This is a genomic window from Mycobacterium sp. 3519A (assembly GCF_900240945.1).
Classification (GTDB): Bacteria; Actinomycetota; Actinomycetes; order Mycobacteriales; family Mycobacteriaceae; genus Mycobacterium.
Genome location: NZ_OESG01000013.1, coordinates 1764214 through 1784659, shown reverse-complemented (window position 1 = coordinate 1784659; position 20446 = coordinate 1764214). Strand labels below are relative to the sequence as shown.

At 65.7% G+C, this 20446-nt stretch carries 17 protein-coding genes; 4 read left to right on the top strand and 13 right to left on the bottom strand.

What is annotated here, in order from left to right; genetic code table 11:
• The first annotated feature begins 4 nt into the window (after positions 1-4).
• Positions 5-1369 (top strand): MFS transporter, encoded by a 1365-nt coding sequence (locus tag C1A30_RS16505; RefSeq protein WP_101949285.1) that lies wholly within the window; start codon positions 5-7, stop codon positions 1367-1369.
• On the top strand, positions 1366-2622 hold the full coding sequence (locus C1A30_RS16500) for an amidase family protein (RefSeq protein WP_101949284.1): 1257 nt from the start codon (positions 1366-1368) through the stop codon (positions 2620-2622). The genes C1A30_RS16505 and C1A30_RS16500 overlap by 4 nt, the downstream gene beginning before the upstream one ends.
• Here the strand turns inward: C1A30_RS16500 and C1A30_RS16495 are convergent.
• From C1A30_RS16495 to C1A30_RS16485, 3 genes are read right to left on the bottom strand one after another with little or no spacing between them, the layout of a single operon-like run.
• Positions 2619-5507 (bottom strand): RND family transporter, encoded by a 2889-nt coding sequence (locus C1A30_RS16495; protein ID WP_101949283.1) that lies wholly within the window; start codon positions 5505-5507, stop codon positions 2619-2621. The two genes, C1A30_RS16500 and C1A30_RS16495, sit on opposite strands and share 4 nt — an antisense overlap.
• Complete coding sequence (locus C1A30_RS16490) at positions 5504-5944, bottom strand: MmpS family transport accessory protein (RefSeq protein WP_200828285.1); 441 nt, start codon at positions 5942-5944, stop codon at positions 5504-5506. The genes C1A30_RS16495 and C1A30_RS16490 overlap by 4 nt, the downstream gene beginning before the upstream one ends.
• Positions 5941-6447: a MarR family winged helix-turn-helix transcriptional regulator gene (locus tag C1A30_RS16485; RefSeq protein WP_235009938.1), complete on the bottom strand. Its 507-nt coding sequence runs from the start codon at positions 6445-6447 to the stop codon at positions 5941-5943. The genes C1A30_RS16490 and C1A30_RS16485 overlap by 4 nt, the downstream gene beginning before the upstream one ends.
• Before the next feature lie 254 nt (positions 6448-6701).
• On the opposite strand from C1A30_RS16485, the gene C1A30_RS16480 reads away from it, so the two are divergent.
• Positions 6702-8090, top strand: a complete 1389-nt coding sequence (locus C1A30_RS16480; RefSeq protein ID WP_101949282.1) for a pyridoxal-dependent decarboxylase — start codon at positions 6702-6704, stop codon at positions 8088-8090.
• 59 nt (positions 8091-8149) lie between these two features.
• Here C1A30_RS16480 and C1A30_RS16475 read toward each other — a convergent pair whose 3' ends face one another.
• Positions 8150-8935 (bottom strand): spirocyclase AveC family protein, encoded by a 786-nt coding sequence (locus C1A30_RS16475; protein WP_101949281.1) that lies wholly within the window; start codon positions 8933-8935, stop codon positions 8150-8152.
• A 184-nt stretch (positions 8936-9119) separates the two neighbouring features.
• Here C1A30_RS16475 and C1A30_RS16470 point away from each other — a divergent pair, with 184 nt between their 5' ends.
• Positions 9120-9749: a TetR/AcrR family transcriptional regulator gene (locus C1A30_RS16470; RefSeq protein WP_235009937.1), complete on the top strand. Its 630-nt coding sequence runs from the start codon at positions 9120-9122 to the stop codon at positions 9747-9749.
• Positions 9750-9757: 8 nt separating this feature from the next.
• Here the strand turns inward: C1A30_RS16470 and C1A30_RS16465 are convergent, their stop codons facing one another.
• The 9 genes from C1A30_RS16465 to C1A30_RS16425 all read right to left on the bottom strand — a co-directional run bounded on the left by C1A30_RS16465 (position 9758) and on the right by C1A30_RS16425 (position 20435).
• A complete protein-coding gene (locus C1A30_RS16465) occupies positions 9758-10639 on the bottom strand; it encodes a mycofactocin-coupled SDR family oxidoreductase (protein WP_101949279.1) in 882 nt (293 codons plus the stop codon).
• A 93-nt stretch (positions 10640-10732) separates the two neighbouring features.
• Positions 10733-12001, bottom strand: coding sequence for a cytochrome P450 (locus C1A30_RS16460; protein ID WP_101949278.1), 1269 nt, complete (start codon positions 11999-12001; stop codon positions 10733-10735).
• Positions 12002-12055: 54 nt separating this feature from the next.
• On the bottom strand, positions 12056-13294 hold the full coding sequence (locus C1A30_RS16455; protein ID WP_101949277.1) for a cytochrome P450: 1239 nt from the start codon (positions 13292-13294) through the stop codon (positions 12056-12058).
• Between the two features lie 11 nt (positions 13295-13305).
• The gene (locus tag C1A30_RS16450; RefSeq protein WP_101949276.1) at positions 13306-14781 is read right to left on the bottom strand and encodes an aldehyde dehydrogenase family protein; all 1476 of its coding nucleotides are present in this window, start codon (positions 14779-14781) and stop codon (positions 13306-13308) included.
• Entirely contained in the window at positions 14774-15661 is an 888-nt protein-coding gene (locus tag C1A30_RS16445) for an SDR family oxidoreductase (protein ID WP_101949275.1), read from the bottom strand. The genes C1A30_RS16450 and C1A30_RS16445 overlap by 8 nt, the downstream gene beginning before the upstream one ends.
• Entirely contained in the window at positions 15654-16781 is a 1128-nt protein-coding gene (locus C1A30_RS16440; RefSeq protein WP_101949274.1) for a spirocyclase AveC family protein, read from the bottom strand. The genes C1A30_RS16445 and C1A30_RS16440 overlap by 8 nt, the downstream gene beginning before the upstream one ends.
• Before the next feature lie 2 nt (positions 16782-16783).
• Positions 16784-17899, bottom strand: a complete 1116-nt coding sequence (locus tag C1A30_RS16435; protein ID WP_101949273.1) for an ABC transporter substrate-binding protein — start codon at positions 17897-17899, stop codon at positions 16784-16786.
• Positions 17900-17922: 23 nt separating this feature from the next.
• Complete coding sequence (locus C1A30_RS16430) at positions 17923-18729, bottom strand: CbbQ/NirQ/NorQ/GpvN family protein (RefSeq protein ID WP_101949272.1); 807 nt, start codon at positions 18727-18729, stop codon at positions 17923-17925.
• 71 nt (positions 18730-18800) lie between these two features.
• The gene (locus C1A30_RS16425; RefSeq protein WP_101950254.1) at positions 18801-20435 is read right to left on the bottom strand and encodes a nitric oxide reductase activation protein NorD; all 1635 of its coding nucleotides are present in this window, start codon (positions 20433-20435) and stop codon (positions 18801-18803) included.
• Positions 20436-20446 lie beyond the last annotated feature (11 nt).

The window sequence follows — 20446 nt, the reverse complement described above, 5'->3', positions numbered from 1 at the left end:
CATCATGGCGAGCACCTCGTTGATCGACGACAGCCCCCTCACCGGATTCCACAAACGTTTGACGTTCTTCTCCGCGGGCGGTCCATTCCTGGACGGTTACGCCCTGACCATCATCGGGATCGCGCTGGTCACGATGAAGCCTCAATTGGCGCTCGGCACAGTCGATGTGGGGCTGATCGGCGCCGCGGCGCTGGTGGGCATCTTCATCGGAGGACTTGTCTTCGGCTACGTCACCGACCGGGTGGGCCGCAAGGTCATGTATGTCGCTGATCTGTCCGCGTTGGTGATCGTTTCGGTTCTGTCGGCTTTCGCCGCCGAGGCGTGGCAACTGGTGGTGTTGCGGTTCCTGCTCGGAGTTGCCATCGGCGCCGACTATCCGATCGCCAGTTCGCTGCTGGCCGAGTTCATTCCCAGCAGATACCGCGGCCGGCTGCTGGGCTCGTTGTTCGTGGTGTGGGCGGGCGGCGCCGCCGCGGCGGCAGCAGTCGGGTGGGCGCTCTGCGCACTGGGACCCGGCGCGTGGCGGTGGATGCTCGCAAGCCCAGCGGTGTTCGGCATCATCACCCTGTTGATGCGCGCGGGCACGCCGGAGTCGCCGCGGTGGCTGCTGAGCAAGGGCAGAACAGCGGAAGCACAGCAGGTATGTCAACGTGTTTGGGGCCCGTCGGCCAGCATCGCCGACCTCCCCGACGAACAGGCGCCGACGCGCTACGCGACGATCTTTCGGGGCACCTATCTACGCCGCGTCGTCTTTGTCGGAGTGTTTTTCACCGCACATGTCATACCGCTGTTCGCGATCTACACGTTCGGCCCGGACATCATCGGCGAAATCGGCATCGGTCACGACAACATCTACCTGGCCGAGTTGATCATCAGCGCGCTGTTCCTGGTCGGCGGGATCCCCGGCCTCCTGCTCGTCGACAAGATCGGCCGCAAGCCCCTGCTGATCTGGACCTTCGTGGTCATGAGCGCGGCGTTCACCCTGATGGCCGTCGTTCCCGGCGCACCCGCCGGCGTGCTGTTCGCGGCGCTTGCCGTGTACGCAATCACCTCCGGCGCATGCAATTTCATCGAGATCATCTATCCCAACGAGCTGTTCCCGACGGCCGTTCGCGCCACCGCGACCGGCACCGTGGTCGCGATCAGCCGTGTCGGATCCGCGGTGAGTACATTTGTGCTGCCGATGGTGTTGACAGGAAGCGGCCTACCCGGGGTGATGTGGTTGCTCGCAGGCGTGAACATCGTCGGCCTCGCGGTGACCGTGTTGCTCGGCGAAGAGACCCGCGGACGCTCCCTGTCCGAGACGTCCGCTCCGGCGCCAAGCGCGGCGGTCGCGGGCACGCTGCTCGCCGACGAGCTGCCGCGATGACGACGGCGGAAGAGCGCTGCGAGCAAGCATTGCTGCGGTCGCGCGATCCTGCCGTGCGCTCGGCCATGATCATGGTCACCGCCGAACGCGCCCGCGCCGACGCCGCGACCAGCGATCACTACCGCTGCGCCCGAAGCGATTTGGATGGCGTGCCGATCACATGGAAGGACGTGTTCGACGTCGAGGGCACCGTCACCACGGCCGGATCCGCGTCCCGCCGCGCCCACCCGGTTGCGGCACGGGACAGCAGGTTGGTGCGACGCGGACGCGACCTCGGCCTGGTCTGCGTCGGGAAAACCAACCTGAGCGAGTTCGCATTCTCCGGCCTCGGTGTCAACGAGCACTTCGGCACGCCGCTCAACCCCAACGACGCGGCGCTGGTACCTGGTGGCTCCTCGGCGGGCGCGGCGGTGACCGTTGCGGCAGGCGTGGTTCCGCTCGCGGTCGGCACCGATACGTCCGGGTCGGTTCGAGTGCCGGCAGCGTTCTGCGGTTGCGTGGGGTTCCGGGCGAGTAAACATCGGTACGGCCCCCACGATTTCGTGCCGCTGTCCCCAACGCTGGACTGTGTCGGGATCCTGGCCGATACGGTCGAGCGCGTTGCGGCGCTGGATCGACTGCTTGCCGTAGCGCCGCGTAACGACATCGGGCACGCCCAGATGCGCGCCGTCGTACCTGCCGGCGAATGGGTCGACGAATGCGCCACCGGCGTACGACAATCGTTCGACGCCGCCGTCGACGTGTTGCGCGACAACGGATTCGCCATCGACACCGCGCCGCTGACGAGCCTCTCAGAGGCCCAACGACTCATGGACGCGCACGGCACCATCGTCGGCGCGGACGCATACGCGAACTACGGCCGCATCGCCGCCGAGCTTTCGTCGGCGACCAGGCGCCGACTCGCGCAAAACGCCGCCACCTCGACAACGGTGACCGCGGTCCGCTCGGGGATGACGTCACTGCGTCGGTTGTTCAGTGCCGAACTCGCAGGCGCTGTCCTGCTCTGCCCGACCGTGCGTCATGAACCGCCGCGACTCGACGAGGTGCTCGGCTCGAACGACCGCTACGACGCCCGCAATGCGAGCACCCTGCGGACCACCATGGTGACGAGCTACCTGGGTATGTGCAGCATCAGCCTGCCGCTGTCCGGACCCGACGGGCGATCCACCGTCGGGTTGATGGCCTCGCTGCCACACGGTGAGGACGACCGTCTGTTGGCCGTAGCGGCCGCCATCACCGAACGCCTCGGCTAACCCTGCGCCGGCAGCGCCACGGTGTCCGGATCGTCCTTGGCCGTGCGTCGCGGCTGCGGCGGCAGGAAGTGGTAGTCGCCGCGCGGGTACACCACCTGCGGCCACCAGAACCACCGGCCCAGCAGCGTCGCGATCGACGGCATCAAGAACGAGCGGACGACGAACGTGTCGACCAGCAGACCGATGGCGATGGTCGAACCCATCTGCGCCAACACGATCAGCTTGCTGCCCATCATCGCCGCCATGGTGGCCGCGAACACCAGACCCGCCGACGTGACCACACCACCGGTGCCCGCCATCGAGCGGATGATGCCGGTCTTCAGGCCCGCGTGGATCTCGTCTTTGAACCGCGACACCAGCAACAGGTTGTAGTCCGACCCGACAGCCAACAGGATGATGACCGACATCAGCATCACCAGCCACTGCACCTGGATGCCGAACAGGTCCTGCCAGAGCAGCACCGAGATGCCGAAGGACGCGGCGATGGAACTGGCTGCGGTGCCGACGATCACGAGTGCCGCCACCGCGCTTCGGGTCAGGATCAGCATGATCATGAAGATCAGCGTCAGCGAGGACACCACCGCGATCATCAAGTCGTACCTGGCGCCGTCGGCCATGTCCTTGTACGTGGCGGCCACGCCACCGAGATAGATCTTCGCGTTCGACAACGACGACATCTTCAGCGCCTCTTGGGCGGATTTGCGCTCGCCTTCCACCCGTTTGATGCCGTCGACGGTCGCGGGATCGCTCTCGTGCGTGATGAACATCCGCGCCGACTTGCCGTCCGGCGCAAGGAACATCACCAGACCGCGTTTGAAGTCCGGGTTGTCGAACGCCTCGGGTGGCAGGAAGAACAGGTCGTCGTTCTTCGCCCCGTCGAAGGCCTGGCCCATCGCCAGCGCGGTGTCGTTGGAGGCCTCCAACTGGTCGAGCAGGGCCTTCTGCGAGTTGTACGACGCCAACGACAGGTCCCTGCTGGCCTTCATCGAGGCGATCGTCTGCGGAAGCAGCGCAGTCAGTTTCGGTGCGAGGTCCGCGAGTTGGTCGGTGTTGACCTGCACCGCACCCGTCTGGTCGGTCACTTCGTCGATCCCGTCGAGGGATTCGAACAGCGACCTGGTCGCGGCGCACAACGGGATGTCGAAACAGTGCGGTTCCCAGTAGAAGTAGTTGCGGATCGGCCGGAACTGGTCGTCGAAGTTGGCGATGTTGTCGCGCAATTTCTCGGTAGTGGCAAGCAGGTCTTGCGATTTGGCCGCCGAGTCCTGGGTGAGCCTGGTCTGCTCGAGCGAGAGCTGGTACTGCTGCTCGAGAATGGCGATCGATTTGTTCGTCTCGTCGATCGTCCTGAGCTGATCGGCCAACTGTTGCCGCTGGAACGGCAGGTTCATGTTGTTGGTCTGTCCCGAGATGCTCGTCTGGAACGGAATCGAGCTGTGCTGGATCGGGATTCCCAACGGCCGGGTGATGCTCTGCACCATCGCGATGCCTTCGGTGTGCATCACATTGCTGGCGATCTTGTTCAACACCAGCATGTCGGCCGGGTTGCGCATATCGTGGTCGGCTTCGACCATCAGAATGTCGGGGTTCATCCGCGCTTCGGTGAAATGCCGGTCGGCTGCGGCGAATCCGATGTTGGTCGGGGCGTCGGCGGGCAGGTAATAGCGGTCGTTGTACGCCGGCTTGTAACCCGGGACGGCGACCAACCCGATCAGCACCACGAAGCCGCTGGCCACCAGCACCGGTGCGGGCCAACGCACCACGATGGTGCCGACGCGTCGCCAGAATCGGCCCTTCGGCGGGCGTTTCCATTCGTACAGACCGACGCGGCTGCCGAGGAACAGCACCGCAGGCCCTAAGGTGACCGCCGACGCCACCACCACGACCATGCCGATCGCGACGGGCGCCCCCATCGTCGAAAAATACGGCAACCGCGCGAAACTCAGGCAGTACGTTGCCCCGGCGATGGTCAGGCCCGAACCCACGATGACGGGTGCGACGGATTTGAATGTGGTGTAGTACGCGTCTTCCCGGTCGAGACCGGAGGCCCGCGCCTCGCGATAACGTCCGAAGATGAAGATGCCGTAGTCGGTCGCCGCGGCAATCGCCAGCATCGTCAATATGTTTCCCGCGAACGTCGTCAGCCCGAATGCGCCGTGCATGGCGAGCACGGAGATCACGCCACGAGCGGTCAGCAGCCCGATGAACGTCAGGAACAGCTGGATCAGCGTGGTGACGATCGACCGGTAGACGATCAGCAGCATCAACGCGATCGCGACCAACGTGAACAACGTGATCTGCGCAAGGCTGGCGTTGCCGATCACGTGCAGGTCGTCGGTCAGCGCTGCCGGGCCCGCGACGTAAGCCTGTACTCCCGGCGGCGCTTTCGTCTCCTCGATGACCTTGCGGACGGCTTCCACACCTTCGTTGGCCAGGGTTTGGCCCTGCTCGCCGGCGAGGTTGAGCATTACGTAGGAGGCCTTGCCGTCGGCGCTTTGCGCGCCGGCCGCGGTCAGGGTGTCGCCCCAGAAATCCTGAATGTGCTGGATGTGCACGGGATCCTGGCGCAGCTTGCGGATGATCTCGTCGTAGTAGGCGTGCGCATCCGGACCGAGCGGCTTCTGCCCCTCGACCACCACCATGATGGTGCTGTTGGAGTCGAACTCCTTGAAGTTGGCGCCCATCCGTTTCATCGCGACCATCGACGGCGCGTCTTCCGGAGCCATCGGCGCCGAGTGCAGCTCGCCGACGATTTCCAGTTGCGGCGCAAGCACGTTCACCAGGACGGCGACCACGACCCAGAACAGGATGATCGGCACCGCCAGGACCCGCAGGCTGTGCGCGAGCACTGGCCGCTTCTCGTGCCTGGTTGTCAGGCCGGTCATGCGGACTTCACCAGACAGTACGTCTGGGCGTTGATGCCATCGGCGGACTGCTCCTCACGGACGACTCCATTCACGGTGACGCGGCATCCAATCTGGTCGCCGTCGGTGCGTGCCATCAGATTGGCGCTGACCGTCGGCAACGTGGTCGAGAGCGTGACGGACCACGGCAGCGACGCGGTGATCGTGTGCACGTTCGCGTCCGGGTCGAAATAACTGATCTGGGCGGTCGTTCCGGGTGAGCCGTAGACGTCGTAGACCATGATCTTCGGGTTGAACTGGACGATCTCGATACCAGCGCCCGCGCCGGCGTTCAGATCCTGCGACGCGAACATCTTGTGCAGCCGCGACACGACCAGCCCCGACACGGCCAGCACCACGATCAGGAGTATCGGGAGCCACGCGCGTTTCAGCACGCGCCCGGCCGGAACAACCTTCACCCGAACACCTTTCGTGTGGCCGCCGAGTCCACCGCAGCATCGTCTGCCGGACAGCCCGCGTTAGCGGCCAGCCGGTGCAGCGTGGGAAGCGCTACGCGGGCGGCAAGCCACAAAGCAGACTCCTCTTCCGGGGTGAGCGTCGCCATCAACGCCTTGAGGCGCTCACGGCGCAATTGCTTCCGATCAGTCAGCAGCGCCTGACCGTCCTCGGTTATTCCGATGAGCGCGGCGCGCCCGTCGTCGGGATCCGCGAGCCTGGCCACCAGCCCCAGCTTTTCGAGCCGCTGGACCAGCTGTGTCATCGACGGCTGGCTGACGCCTTCCCTGGCTGCGAGGGCGGTGAGCCGTACCGGGCCTTCCCGACAGACCCTGTTCAACACGAATGCCGCCGATGCGCTCAACTCGGCGCGGTCGCTGAGAAATCGCGCGGTGAGATCCATCGCCTGATCCAACAGCTCGCCGACGCAATCGCCGGCGTCTGCCTGACCAGGCTGTTGTTGCACACGGTATCTATATCATGTGCCCTATATAGCGGCAATCCGAAGTGCCTGACAGCAAATTCACAGGTAGCCCGCCGGCTCGTTGGCGATCTCGACATGCTCGGGCGTCCCGTGCACTTGTCGCCAATAGTTCTGTGTGGCAACAGATCTGGAGTTCCCACCCTGGATGACCAGTGTTCCGTCGCGCTTCCGGAAATTGAAGGCACCGTCAAACTACATATTCCGGGCTATACATCGGTGCGGGGTAGGTTTTGCCCATGCCCGACCGCACCGCCGGCCTCCGCGCCGCCGCAGCACACGCGGAGTCGTTCCTGAGCACACTCGACGACCGACCGGTGGCCGCCAGTGCCGACGCGTCGGCCGTCCGCGACCGTCTCGGCGGACCGCTGCCGGACCGCGGCGAGGACCCTGACGCGGTCATCGACGCGCTGGCTGTCGGCGCGGAACCGGGCCTGGTGGCGACCGCGGGTCCGCGACATTTCGGGTTCGTCATCGGCGGCACACTGCCCGCCGCGTTGGCCGCCGACTGGCTGGCGTCGGCCTGGGACCAGAACGCCGCATTCCATTCGCTGTCGCCTGCCGCCGCCGCCATCGAGGAGATCACGTCGGCGTGGACGCTCGAGTTGCTCGGACTCCCCGGCACTGCCAGCGTCGGATTCGTCACCGGTGGGCAGGGCGCGAACACGACGTGTCTGGCCGCCGCGCGCAACGCCGTCCTGTCCCGGCACGGTTGGGATGTGGAGCGCGACGGGCTGATTGGCGCACCGGCCGTCCGCGTGCTGTGCGGTGAGCAGGCGCACGCGACCATCTACACGGCGCTGCGCCTGCTGGGTTTGGGTGCCGACACCGCGATCCGGCTACCCGCCGACGAGCAGGGCCGGATGGATCCGGAGGCGTTGGCAAAAGCATTGGCGGCCAACGACGTACCGACGATCGTGTGCGCACAGGCAGGCAATGTGGCCACCGGCGCGTTCGACGCGTTCGGGCCGATCGCCGACGCGTGCGCCGAACAGGGCGCGTGGCTGCACATCGACGGCGCGTTCGGCCTGTGGGCCGCCGCCGCGCCGGCCGTCAGGCCGCTGACCGTCGGCGTCGAGCGCGCCGACTCATGGGCCGTCGACGCGCACAAGTGGCTCAACGTGCCCTACGACAGCGCGATGGCGATCGTCGCGGATCAGGACGCGCACGTGGCCGCGATGAGCCTGGCGGGGCCCTACCTCGTCGCCGATCCGGGCCAGCGTGACGGCACCAATTTCGTGCCGGAGAGTTCGCGTCGTGCCAGGGCGATCCCTATCTACGCGGCGATCCGCTCGTTGGGACGCGCGGGCATCGCGGAGATGGTGGAGCGCAACTGTGCGCAGGCCCGTCGAATGGCCGGCCTGCTGGCCGCTGTTCCCGGCGCAGCGGTGCTCAACGACGTGGTGCTCAATCAGGTGCTGGTCCGACTGCCCGGCCGCGACGACGCCAACCGTGCCGCCGTCGCCGCGGTTCAGCGTGACGGGACGTGCTGGCTCGGCGGCACCACCTGGAACGGCGAATATGTTCTGCGCGTGTCGATCTCGAACTGGGCAACCACTGACGAGGACATCGACCGCTCTGCGGCGGCGATCGCGGCCGCCGTCACATCTCCGCGGCGTCGAACGTGAAGTTGTGTTCGAGTTTTTCGCGAAATATCAATCACAAGCTCACGTTCGGCCCTGACGGCTCAGCGCGGCTGGTTCGGCACCCCGGGGAACAGTTGCACATCCGGCCCTGAGGTCACCAAACCCAGCTGTTTTGTCACCAGATGTGGCGCGAAAACAGCGGCGTAGAGCAGGTTTCCGATGACGATCACGGCGACGACCGACAGGATCGACGACCGGACCCTGGTCTTGCCGACCCTGTCGGACCACATCTCGATGACGTTGCGGCCCTGGGAGTCCGTCCTGCCCAGCAGATACGTGAACACCATCATCTGGATGCCCATCGCTATCGCGTCGTAGATCGGGTACTGGTGCAGGGTGCCCTCGAAGAGTCCCAGACCGGGAATCACGTAGGCGTAGTAGAAGACTCCGAGTCGCGCCCCGAGGCCGCCGTTGAACAGCAGCGCCCAGCAGAAGCCGACGAGCAGGCCCACGATCAGCAGGGTGATCGGCCTACGCCAGTGGAATCGCGCGCTGAGCCGACGCCCCAACGCCGCGCCGACGACCGCTGGAATGCAGAAGTAGCCGATGTAGCCCAACGGCACCGATGAGGGCAGCCCGCCCCACGTCATGTTCAGCGGCCACCACGACGGCATGCGCGGCAGCGCGGGCGGAAACTGTGCGTACATCGCCCAGTCATACGGCGCCTCGATCCAGGAGAACGAGATCGCCGAGATGCACAGCAGCAGCAGTGGGTGCAGGCGGCCACGCCGAACGCTCAGATAGATCCCTGCGACGACGAAGACGATGCCGCTGAGCCACCCGAAGGTGACGGCCGCCGCCAGCAGCGGCGTCAACTCGGTGTTCACCGGTCGTCGCCACCCCGCGCTTCGGGGTCGAAATAGATGACCGCAGCGAAGATCAGCCCGATCAGCCCGAACAGGGCGCCGAGCATGATGAGTTGACCCACGACGTTCCTTCCGGCCATCCGGCGTCTAATAGTGCACACTATTCTAAGTGCCAGGTCAAGCGCGACGGCTATCGTCAATGTCCATGCCCCCGCGACGTTCGCAGGCCCGCAGGCCCCGCGGCGAGCCGCGCAGACTGCTGCTCGACGCCGCCCGCGAGCTCTTCGCGCGTCTTGACTACCGCAGCACCACCACACGGGAGATCGCCGAGGCGGCCGGCGTCAGCGAATACCTGCTGTTCCGGCACTTCGGCTCGAAGGCAGGACTGTTCCGCGAGGCCCTGGTGCTGCCGTTCACGACCTTCGTCGACGAGTTCGGGCAGACGTGGCAGGCGGTCGTCCCCGAGGAAACCGATGAGGAGGAATTGGCGCGTCAGTTCGTCGGCCGACTCTACGACGTGCTCGTCGAGCATCGCGGCCTACTGCTGACCCTCGTCGCATCCGACAGTCTCAGCGACGAGGAGATCGAGAGCGCGGGCATCGCCGACATCCGGCGGGCGCTCACCGTGCTCAGCCGGATCAGCGCGGAGGGCATGCAGATTCGCGGGATGCACTCGAGCCACCCGGACCTGCCCGCGCACTCCACCGTGGCGATGATCGTCGGCATGGTGGCGATGCGGTCGACGTTCTTCGGCGCCAAGCAGCCGTCACGCAAGGCGATCGTCGACGAACTCGTCCAGGCGACGCTGTACGGGTTCCTGCACCGCCCCGACTGAGCGGGCGGCTATCCCCCAGGCCCGTTGGGCCACTTGAGAAGTGACCCGCCGTCGACGCGAATCTGCTGACCCGTGACGTACCGGCTCTCCTCGCTGGCCAGGAACACCGCGAGGTTGGCCACGTCCTGCGGCTCGATGTACGGGATGGGCATCGCCTGGAAGAGCGTGAACAACGGCTCGGCGTCTTCCCGGGTGGCCTGCTTACCCGCCTGGGTCAGGTCGGGCCGGAACATGCTGTACATGCCGTCGTTCTGCAGCAGGTGGGTGTTGCAGTTGGTCGGGTGGATCGCGTTGACCCGAATCATCCTGTCGGCCAACGCCATCGACATCTCTTCGACGTATTCGATCAGCACCCGTTTGCTCCAGCCGTAACCCCGGCCGCCGGGACCCATGTTCGGGTTGTCGGTGGTGCCGCGGATCATTCCTGCGGTCGAACCGGTGATGATGACCGACGCCCCGTCGGGCAGATGCGGGATGGTGACCGCGACGGTGTTCATCACGCCGAGCAGGTCGACGTCGCTGGCGTCGACGAATGACATCGCGTCATGCGGCCGCCCCATGGCCATCGGCAGGATGCCGGCGTTCGCCAGCACGATGTCGATTTTGCCGAGGTCGGCGAGTCCCGCCTCGACGGCGTCACGCAACTCGTGGCGCTCGCGCACGTCGGCGATTCTGGCCACCACGCGGCGCCCGACCTCTTTCACCGAACGCTCGGTTTCCGCGAGGTCGTCGGGCGTCGCCAACGGATACGGGTTGGACGGAATGTCGCGACAGATGTCGACGGCGATGATGTCGGCGCCCTCTTTGGCCATCGCGATCGCGTGCGCGCGGCCCTGGCCCCGCGCCGCACCCGTGATGAACGCGACCTTCCCCTCGAGTCGTCCGGTCATGTGCTGGATTTCCTCTCTCGCGTTCCCTCGCGAGCAGACGCAAAGTGTCCTTTTTCGTCGGCGTGTCGGGACATTTTGCGTCTGCTCGCCGGCCTAGGTGACCGGTGTGAACGTGATGTGTAGTTCGGCGAGCCCGCGCATGATGAACGTCGGCTCGTAGGTGTAGCGACGGTCGTCGGCCGGGCCGTGATGCTCCTCGGAGACCGTGATGTCGGCCATCCGGTCGAGAATCCGGTTCAGCGAGATCCGGCCTTCTGCGCGCGCCAGCGGGGCGCCCGGACAGGAGTGCACACCGCGGATGAACGCGATCTGCTCGCGCACGTTCGGCCGGTCCGGGTTGAACACGTTGGGATCGGCGAACTTTCGCTCGTCGCGATTGCACGCGCCCGGCAGCACCATGACGGTGCTGCCCGCAGGCACCTCGACGTCGCCCACTGTGGTGGTGGTGCGCGCCATCCGGAAGTGTGATTTGACAGGGCTTTCCACCCGCAGCGTCTCTTCGAGGAACGCCGGAATCCGGCCGCGGTCCTCGCGCAACGTCTTCTCGAAGTCGGGATTCTCAGCGATGATCCGCACCGCCGAACTGACCAGCTTGGTGGTCGTCTCGGTGCCCGCGGCGAACAGGAACGTCGACAGGTTCATCACGTCCTCGATGTCGGGGGTCGACCCGTCTTCGTGTTTGGCCTGCGCGAGTTCGGTCAGCACGTCCGCCCGCGGTTCGCGCCGACGCTCCTCGATGTAGCCGTAGAACCTCTCGTTCAGCCACTGCAGGGGGTTGTGCGTCGTCGGCGCCTCTTCACCGAGTTGGCCCACGAGTTCACCTGCGAACACAGCGCGGAACTCCTCGTGGTCCTCGGCCGGCACGCCGAGCAGATCCGCGATCACCAGGAGGGAGAACGGTTTCGCGTAATCCTCGAGGAACTCACACGACCCCCGGTCGATGAAGGTGTCGAGCTGCTGATCGGCCAGCCGCCACATGAAGTCCTCGTTCTCCTTGAGGCGCTTGGGCGTGATCAGCTTGTTCAGCAGACCGCGCGTCCTGGTGTGCAGAGGCGGGTCCTGCGACGTGATGTGTTCGGCCATCGGGACGTTCGCCCGGTGCTGCTCGATCAGCTCGGTGACGTCGTCGCTCTCGCCAGGTCCGAATGGCATGCCGGAGAACGGGCCCGCCACCGACACGCACGACGAGAACGCCGGATCCTTGTAGACCGCCAGCGCCTCGTCGTAGCCGGTGACCGTCAGGACGTTGAACGGTGTCGCCTGTGTGACAGGGCATTTCGACCGCAGGTGGTCGAAGTACGGGTACGGGTCGCCGACGAGGGACTCATCGGTGAAGAAATCGACGGTGTCGAAGTCGGTCACGAAGCACTCTCCTTCTTGCGCGAGCAGACGCAAACCTGCCTGAATTTCCCGCTTTCAGGGCAGTTTTGCGTCTGCTCGCGCGGGGACTGGGTCGAACAGGATGGGCACCGATGTCGGCGAGCGGAATGCCTGACCGCGGATGTAGGGATCGTCGCCCGCGGGATCGAGCCGCATGTTCGGCAGACGGTCGAGCAGCAGGTTCAGCGCCACCCGCATCTCCAGCCGTGCCAGGTGCATGCCGAGGCAGACGTGAACACCGTGTCCCCAACCGATATTCGGTTTGACGTCACGGAAGATGTCGAACTTGTCCGGGTCGGCGTAACGCTCGTCCTGCCGGTTGGCGGCGCCCAGCACCGGCATCACCGAACAGCCCTCCGGGATCTTCACCCCGCCGAGTTCGGTGTCCCTGGTGGCTACCCGGGTGATCATGATCAGCGGCGGCTCCCACCGCACCGCCTCCTCGATCGCCTGCGGCAACAGCGACCGGTCGGCGCGGACCGCGGCGAGCTGATCGGGGCTGGACAGCAGCCCGAACAACAGGTTGCCCAGCGCCCGGTAGGTGGTTTCGACGCCGGCGGGCAGCAGCAGCCGCAAGAACGAGAAGATCTCCTCGTCGGACAGCTTCTCCCCGTCGATCTCGGCCGCGGCCAGCCCGCTGATCAGATCGTCGCGCGGATCCTCACGGCGCGCCGCCAGGATCGGCGTGAAATATTCCGCCAGTGCCTGCGATGCCTGCCGCCCCCGCTCGGCGTTGACGGTGAACGACAGCAGCGAAATCGACCACTTCTGGAACTGCGCGTAGTCCTCCTGCGGCAGGCCAAGCAGGCCTGCGATGATCAGCGTGGGATAGGGAAAGTTGAACTCTTTCACCAGATCTGCGCTACCGCGGTCGACGAAGCGGTCGATGAGCGCGTTGCCCACCTTGCCGACCAGGTCGTCCTCCCAGCGCGCCAACGCCTTCTGCGAGAACGCCTTCGACACCAGCGCCCGGTGCCTGCCGTGCTCGGGTTCGTCCATGCCGAGCATCACGTGCTTACCGAAGACATCGCCGAACGCCTGGATGATGATCGACGACGAGAACGTCTCGTTGTCCCGCAGCATCTGCTGGGCTTCCTCGTAGCGGTACACCATGAAGATCGGCTTGCCCTCCTGGCCGGGGATGCCGGGGATCTCGATCTTCTGCACGGGTTCCTCGCGCCGCAGTCGGGCAAGCTCGGTGTACGGATCCCGCACATCGCCGGACACGAAATCGTCGAATTCTCCGAAGTCCTCGAGATCATCGAACAACTGCACGAACTACTCCTTCACTGAGCGGGGTAAGCGACGGACTTGACTTCGGTGTACTGGTCGAACCCGGCGACACCGTTCTGGCGCCCGACACCGCTTGCCTTGTAACCACCGAACGGCGTGTCGGCGCCGTATCCGGCGGTGCCGTTGAGACCGATGAACCCGGCGCGCAACCGTTTTGCGACGGCCAGCGCGCGATCGAGGGTTCCCGCCATGACGTTGCCTGCCAGCCCGTACTGGCTGTCGTTCGCGATTCGCACGGCGTCGTCCTCGTCGGTGTACGGGATCACGACGAGCACCGGACCGAAGATCTCCTCCTGCGCGATGGTCATCGAGTTGTCGACGTCGACGAACAGCGTCGGCTTGACGAAGTAGCCCTTGTCCATGCCGTCCGGCGTCTCCGCCCCGCCGACGACGAGTTTGGCGCCTTCCTCGACGCCCTTGGCGATGTAGCCCCGAATTCGACTGCGCTGCTTGTCAGAAATGACCGGCCCGCAGATCACCGCGGGGTCCTGCGGGTCGCCGGGGGCGATGCCCTGGTAGATGCCCTTCAGGATCTCGACACCTTCGTCGTAGCGTGACCGCGGCAGCAGCATCCTGGTGGGCATCGCGCAGCCTTGGCCCGCGTGCATGCAGGCCCCGATGCCGATCATGCAGCCCATCGCGAAGTCGGCGTCTTCCAGGACGATCGTTGCCGATTTACCGCCCAATTCGAGGAACAGGCGCTTCATGGTCGCCGCGCCTTTTTCCATGATCCGCTTGCCGACGACGGTCGACCCGGTGAACGAGATCAGGTCCACTTTCGGCGACAACGTCAACTCTTCGCCGACGAAATGGTCCGACGCGGTCACCACATTCACCACGCCCGCAGGGATATCGGTCTGCTCGGCGATCAACCGGCCCAACCTGGTCGCGTTGTACGGCGTGTTCGGCGCCGGTTTCAACACGACGGTGTTGCCTGTCCCGAGTGCCTGCCCGAGTTTCTGGATGGTGACCTCGAACGGGAAGTTCCACGGCACGATCGCACCGACCACACCGACGGGTTCGCGCCAGACCTTGCGCGTGGTGTTCACCCCGGTGAGCGACACCACCGTGTCGCCAAGTGAGGTCTCCCAAGGGTATTCGTCGATGAGCCGGGCCGGATACCTCAGCCCGTCCGCCAGCGGGGCGTCCAACTGCGGGCCGTAGGTGACCGCGCGTGGGCAGCCCACCTCGAGGATGAGTTCCTCACGCAACTGTTCCTTCTCGGCCTCGATGGCGTCGTGCAGTTGCAGCAGACAGCGCTGCCGGAACGCGTGGTTGGTCGACCAGTCGGTCTCGTCGAACGCGCGGCGGGCGGCGTCGATGGCGCGGTGCATATCGGCCTTCGACGCGTCGGCGACCTCACCGAGCACCTCTTCGGTCGCCGGGTTGATGTTGGTGAAGGTGCCCGCCTCACCGTCGACGAGCTTGCCGTCGATCATCATCTTGGTCTCGAATGCGACGTCAGACATGCTTCTCGCTTCCTCGCAGCGCGCCGAAGCGCGGAATCCCCATCAGTAACCGCGTCATGTGATGCAGACCGGAACTCGGCAACAACCGATTGGCGACCAACAGCATTCGCGCATCAACGCCGACCGCGTGCTTGGCATAGGGCGCCTTGTCGTCGAGGGCCTTGGCGAGGCCCGCGGCGAATTCGTCCGGTGATTTGGCGGCGCGTTTCATCATCGCCCGACCGCGCTTGTCCATGGTGCGGTGATGAGCGGCGTACGGGCCGTCCAGTTCACGGGTGTCCGTGGTGCCTGCATCGGTGATGATCTCGGTGTCGTAGGTGCCGGTGACCAGGACGGTGACACCGATACCGAACGGGGCGACTTCGCCTGCCATCGCTTCGCCCCAGCGTTCGAGCGCGCCCTTGACCGCGGAATAGGGTGCGGTGGCAGGCATTCCGCGCACACCGGCAGCGCTCGAGATGAGCACGATACGGCCGCGGCCCGCCTCCCGCAAACCCGGCAGAAGTGCTCTGGTCAGCGCGACCGGGCCGAAGATGTTCGTCGCGAACATGCGTTCCCACACGCTCAGCGGAGTCTCCTCGAGCATCCCGGCCGCCGAGATGCCTGCATTGTGCACCAGCGCGTAGGGCGCGCCGATCGACTCGTCGATCGTCTTGGCGGCCGCGGTGACCGATGCGGAATCGGTGAGGTCGAGCGCAACCCCGATCAGCCGTGGGTCACCGGTGCCGGCGCCGATCGCCTCACGCAGACGCTCCATGCCCGCATCGACGGACCGCATCGCGGCGACGACGCGCCACCCCTGCCTGTACAAGTGGCAAGCGGACGCGAAGCCGAGGCCACGTGACGCGCCGGTGATGACGACGGTACGACCGTCAGCCATTGGTGCCTTCGCTGGCGCAGCGATTGCTCTTCGAACCGACTTCCACGTCGGTGTTGCGGAACGGGCCCTGCTGCCAGGTGGCCCATTTGCCCACCGAGTACGGCCCCTCGGCTCCATTCGCCCGGTAATAGCCCTGCGGGTCATACACTTTGGCCTCCGGATAGGGCCACGGGCATGCGACCGAGGTCGCCAGGCCGCTGGCCTTGATCGCCCAGAACCAACCGCCGTAGGCGAAGTACGACACGTTGATGATCGCGAACATCACCAGGAAGGTGCCGAACACCGGCTTCGTCGGGAACAACTTGGCTTTCGCGGCAAGCTTCTCCGCCACCGACTTTCCCGTGTCGTCGCGGTAGACGAGGATGGCGGCCGGGATCATCACGAAGGTCACCGAGAGCGACTCCCAGATCAACGGGAATTGGAAGGTGCTGCCCGGGAACAAGGTTCCGAACGGAATCGTCTGCGAATAGATGTACAGCCCGGTGCGCACCAGGCTGACTTCCAGGATGGCGTCGAAGATGAAGCCGATCACCAGCACCAGCGCGCCCAAACTGATCAGCGGGTGGCGGGAGACGAACGCTTCGGGCCCGCGTTTGGCCTGCAACTTGCGCAGGATCCAGATGCCGGGAAAGTATGGCCCGAAGTAGAACAGGACGTAGCCGAACACGATGAAGGGTTCGACGGTAGGCGACATCATGATCAGCGGCCAGTTCTCCGGCCAGTGCAGCAGCATCGGGTTGTACACCGCGTAGGGCGACCAGTTCATGATCGGGTCCTGCCACACGATCAGCGTGGTGCACAGCACCATCAGCAGCACCGGACTGCCCGGGTTCTTCCGCCAACCGCGGATGAAGGCGACGGTGAACACCACGACGATGATCACGGCGCCCACCTGAGGAATGATCTGCCAGTGGTCGAACGACGTCAGGAACCCCACCGGACGGGGGCGCCCTTCGACGTTCGGATTGGCCACCCGCGGATCGACGTCGGTACGTCCCACCGCGGCGAACAGTCCGAGGAAGCCCAGCCACGCGAGCAGCGCGATGACGCGGCCCCAGTTCGGGCCGGTCTTCGGCTTTGACGGGGCGGTAGTGGTCTCCAGTTCGCCCTGTGTGGTCATTCTCAGTCCTCCCCGAAGCGGTCGACCAAGTGGGAATTGATGCCGTCCGGGTCGAGCGTCCTCGCCACCAGGTAGCCGGATCCCATCCACGCCCGCCGGGTCCACTTACCCAGCGACACACGGGTTCCCGGCGCCCCCGATGCGGCGGGCATCATCTTGACCCGCTCCAGCGCCTCCTTGACGCCGCGCGGGCTGAGCGGATGTGCGTCGGTGAAGGCCCGCACCAGCGTGGCGGCGACGTCGTGGTTAACGACGGACACGCAGTATTCGGGCCGACTGCCGTTGTACCGCTTCGCATACCGGTCCAGCCAGGCCTGGCCAACCGGGTTGTTCTCGTCGTACTGGTCGACTCCGATCCAGCCGAGAAACGCGTTCCACATGATCGGGTTCACCCATGCGTTCTGGAAGGCGGTGGTGGTGAACCGCGGCGGATCCCAACCGACGGCCTCCAGGGCCGGGTTGATGAACACGATGCCGAAGCCGAAGCCCAGGTGCACGATCGCCTGCGCCTTGGCCTCGTGCAGTGTGCTCACGGCCTCGCTGATGTCCTGCGCCGTCTGCGCAATGGCGGCCTCGGCGACGATCCGAATACCCTTGCGCGCACACGCACTTCGCAGGTTCCTCAGGTAGCTTTCGCCGATCAGATTCTGTTCGACCAGCGCGCCGATCTCGTTGAGCCCGCGCTTGGCCACCAGATCCGCCAGGAAGATCGGCTCGTCGGTCATCGAGCCCTGCGGGAAGGCGAACGTCCATTCGCCCAGCCAGTCGTCGGTGCCGGTGACGCTGATGGCGGGCACCTTGAAACGTTCTTCGATGGCTTCGCGCACCGCGACACAGTTGTCGGTGATGTTGGGACCGAAGACGACCAGGCAGCCCTCGTCGACGAGTTCGCCGTACGCGTCGATCACCGCCTTGACCGAACCCTTGGGCAGGCCTTCCACTTCGCGGTAGATCATCTGCACAGGGCGGTCCATCAGACCCTCGGAGTGCGCCTCCTCGAAGACCAGGTCGAAGGTCTGGGTGAAGGACGCCGACAGTTCCTCCGGGAAACCCGGTGGCAGTGTGAAATCCATCAGGTATCCGACCTTGATCGGTTCGGCTGTGCTCTCGTAGGACATCCGGCCTCCGTGGGTGGGCTGCGTCAGTCGGTGGGTGAGTCGGCGGACAGGTAGGCGTCGATCATTTCGAGAAGTCCACGTGTGACGCCTGCGTCGTCGGTGAGCGGGCCTGCGATGGCCGCACGGGCGGCGTCGCGCGGGCTCAACCCCTCGGCGATCAGTTGGCCCGCGGCGATCAGCACACGCGTCGAGGCCACTTCACGCAGGCCACCGGTTTGAAGCCGACGGATGGCCTGTCCGAGCCGGACCAGTTCGGCGGCCCGCTCATGTCCGATACCCGCCTCGTTGACGAGGATCTTCTCCTCGACATCCGGTGTGGGGAAACCGAATTCGATGGCGACCATCCGTTGCCGAGTCGAGTCCTTGAGGTCCTTGAGCACGCTCTGATAGCCGGGGTTGTACGACACCACGAGGCAGAAGCCGGGTGCCGCCTCGAGCGTCTCCCCCAACCGCTCGATCGGCAGTTGCCGTCGGTGGTCGGACAGTGGATGCAGCACCACCGTGGTGTCCTGACGGGCTTCCACCACCTCGTCGAGGTAGCAGATCGCACCGTCGCGCACGGCACGCGTCAGCGGACCGTCGACCCATTCGGTGTCGCCGCCACGCAACAGGAAGCGCCCGACGAGGTCGGCGGTGGTCAGATCGTCGTGACAGGAGACGGTGACAAGCGGGCGGTCCAGATCGTGCGCCATCGCCTCGACGAACCGCGTCTTCCCACAGCCGGTCGGACCCTTCAGCGCGATGGACAACCCCTGCCGGTACGCGGCCTTGAAGACCTGCTCCTCGTTGCCAACTGGCACGTAATACGGGCGCGGCGGCTTCACCGGCATCGCATCCTCTCCGTGGATTCGCTTCCCAGCACAGTAACGCGGAACAGATGTTTGGTTCAAGACTGACCGTCTCATAACACCCTGCGTCGCAGGTCCGCGCTGCGCAGCGCGGCGCGGAACAGCGGCCCGATGACGTCGGCCAGTTGCCGCGGCTTCGGTATCGACGCGTGCGCGGCGCTGCCGAACACCTTGCCCAACTCGCCGCTGTCGGTGGCCGCGCCGATCGTGAGGCACAGGCAACCGATTCCGCGGCGACGGGCCTCGCCAAGCGCGCGTCGCGCGTCGGCGGCGCCGTAGTCACGTTCGTATCCGTGGTCGTAGGCCAACCCGTCGGACAGCACCACCAGCAGCCGGCGCGAGGTGCCCGCCTTTTCGGTGATGATCGCGGTGCCATGACGGATCGCGGCGCCAAGCCGGGAGTACGAGCCTGGCACGAGGCTGCCGAGGCGTTGCATCACGAGTGCGTTGATGTTGTCGTCGAACCGCTTCACCGGCAGCATGTGCACCGCATCCCGGCCCTGTGACTGATAGGCGTACAGCGCGACGCGATCGCCGAGTTCGTGCAGCGCGACCGTCAGGGCAGCAGCGGCTTCTCGCTGCTGTTCGTGCACTGTTTGACCGAAAGTTCCTGCCTCGGAGGATGATCCGGACACGTCGAGCAGCACGAGCACCGCAAGGTCGCGTCGGCGTCGCAGGCTGTCGACGTAGACGGCTTCGTCGGGGGCCGATCCGGCCAGCAACTCGACCCGTGCCTCGACCGCCGCATCGACGTCGATATCGTCACCCTGCGCCTGGCGGTGACAGCGATCCAACCCGATCCCGAGACGGGTCAGCGGACGGCGCAGCGCGTGGACATCGGGGTGCGCCAACGGATGTCCGTCGACCGGAGCATCGACCTCGTTGACCGTGCACCAGTCGCGCTTGTAGCGCCTGCGGTGTACGTCCCACTCGGGATACTTCCTGCCGTCGGCCTCGCTGTCGCCGGTGTCGTCGGCTTCCGTCAGCCTCGAGGTCGAGGTCACGATTCCAGCGCCACGAATGCCGTTGTGCGAACGATGCGTTGGCGTGTCGGCGCCGGGAGGGCCGCTGCCGTTCAGCTGTCTGACCCGGTTCAACATGCCTTGCAACAGTTTTCCGATCGCGCCACCGCCGCCGACCGGACTGGAGAATGGATCCTGGTAGTCGTCGTCCGCGTCGTCGGATTCGTCGTCGAGGTCGGCGAGATCTTTTGTCGGGTTGCGGCGCGCTTGATGTATGGCACCACCGTCTGCTTGCGCGACGCCGGCATGCGCGCCAAGCAGATTGCGGGGCTTGATGACGCCGAAGCTCGCGGGCGGATCGGCGATGTTCTTCCCGCGGGCGAGTTCCAGCGATCCGGCGGGTGAATCGGCCCGCAGCGCGAGGTCGAAATCGATCATCGTTCGGACGGAATACGGCAGCAGGTCGTCGTTCACCGCTAGTGCGCGTTGACCCTCGACCGCGAGGTACCGCCGGGTCAGGGCCCGATGCCTGACCAGTCTGCGCACCACATCAGAGTCCAGTCCCCCGCTCGCGAGCAGGGACGCCTGCACAGTCACCGACTCGAGTTGCGCCCGGGCATCCGCCGCCGCGTCGACGAACACCGTGACGCCGTCGGTCCACGCCGGTTCGCCCGGCGCGGCAGGCGCCACGACGACGGTGCGGCCTGCCAGCGCAGACGCCAGCATCGCCAGCCGCT

Excerpts from the sequence above, each read along its gene's own strand:
- C1A30_RS16505 (WP_101949285.1), top strand. The coding sequence starts at position 5 with ATGGCGAGCACCTCGTTGATCGACGACAGCCCCCTCACCGGATTCCAC.
- C1A30_RS16500 (WP_101949284.1), top strand. The coding sequence starts at position 1,366 with ATGACGACGGCGGAAGAGCGCTGCGAGCAAGCATTGCTGCGGTCGCGC.
- C1A30_RS16495 (WP_101949283.1), bottom strand. The coding sequence starts at position 5,507 with ATGACCGGCCTGACAACCAGGCACGAGAAGCGGCCAGTGCTCGCGCAC.
- C1A30_RS16480 (WP_101949282.1), top strand. The coding sequence starts at position 6,702 with ATGCCCGACCGCACCGCCGGCCTCCGCGCCGCCGCAGCACACGCGGAG.
- C1A30_RS16470 (WP_235009937.1), top strand. The coding sequence starts at position 9,120 with ATGCCCCCGCGACGTTCGCAGGCCCGCAGGCCCCGCGGCGAGCCGCGC.
- C1A30_RS16465 (WP_101949279.1), bottom strand. The coding sequence starts at position 10,639 with ATGACCGGACGACTCGAGGGGAAGGTCGCGTTCATCACGGGTGCGGCG.
- C1A30_RS16450 (WP_101949276.1), bottom strand. The coding sequence starts at position 14,781 with ATGTCTGACGTCGCATTCGAGACCAAGATGATGATCGACGGCAAGCTC.
- C1A30_RS16445 (WP_101949275.1), bottom strand. The coding sequence starts at position 15,661 with ATGGCTGACGGTCGTACCGTCGTCATCACCGGCGCGTCACGTGGCCTC.
- C1A30_RS16440 (WP_101949274.1), bottom strand. The coding sequence starts at position 16,781 with ATGACCACACAGGGCGAACTGGAGACCACTACCGCCCCGTCAAAGCCG.
- C1A30_RS16435 (WP_101949273.1), bottom strand. The coding sequence starts at position 17,899 with ATGTCCTACGAGAGCACAGCCGAACCGATCAAGGTCGGATACCTGATG.
- C1A30_RS16430 (WP_101949272.1), bottom strand. The coding sequence starts at position 18,729 with ATGCCGGTGAAGCCGCCGCGCCCGTATTACGTGCCAGTTGGCAACGAG.
- C1A30_RS16425 (WP_101950254.1), bottom strand. The coding sequence starts at position 20,435 with ATGCTGGCGTCTGCGCTGGCAGGCCGCACCGTCGTCGTGGCGCCTGCC.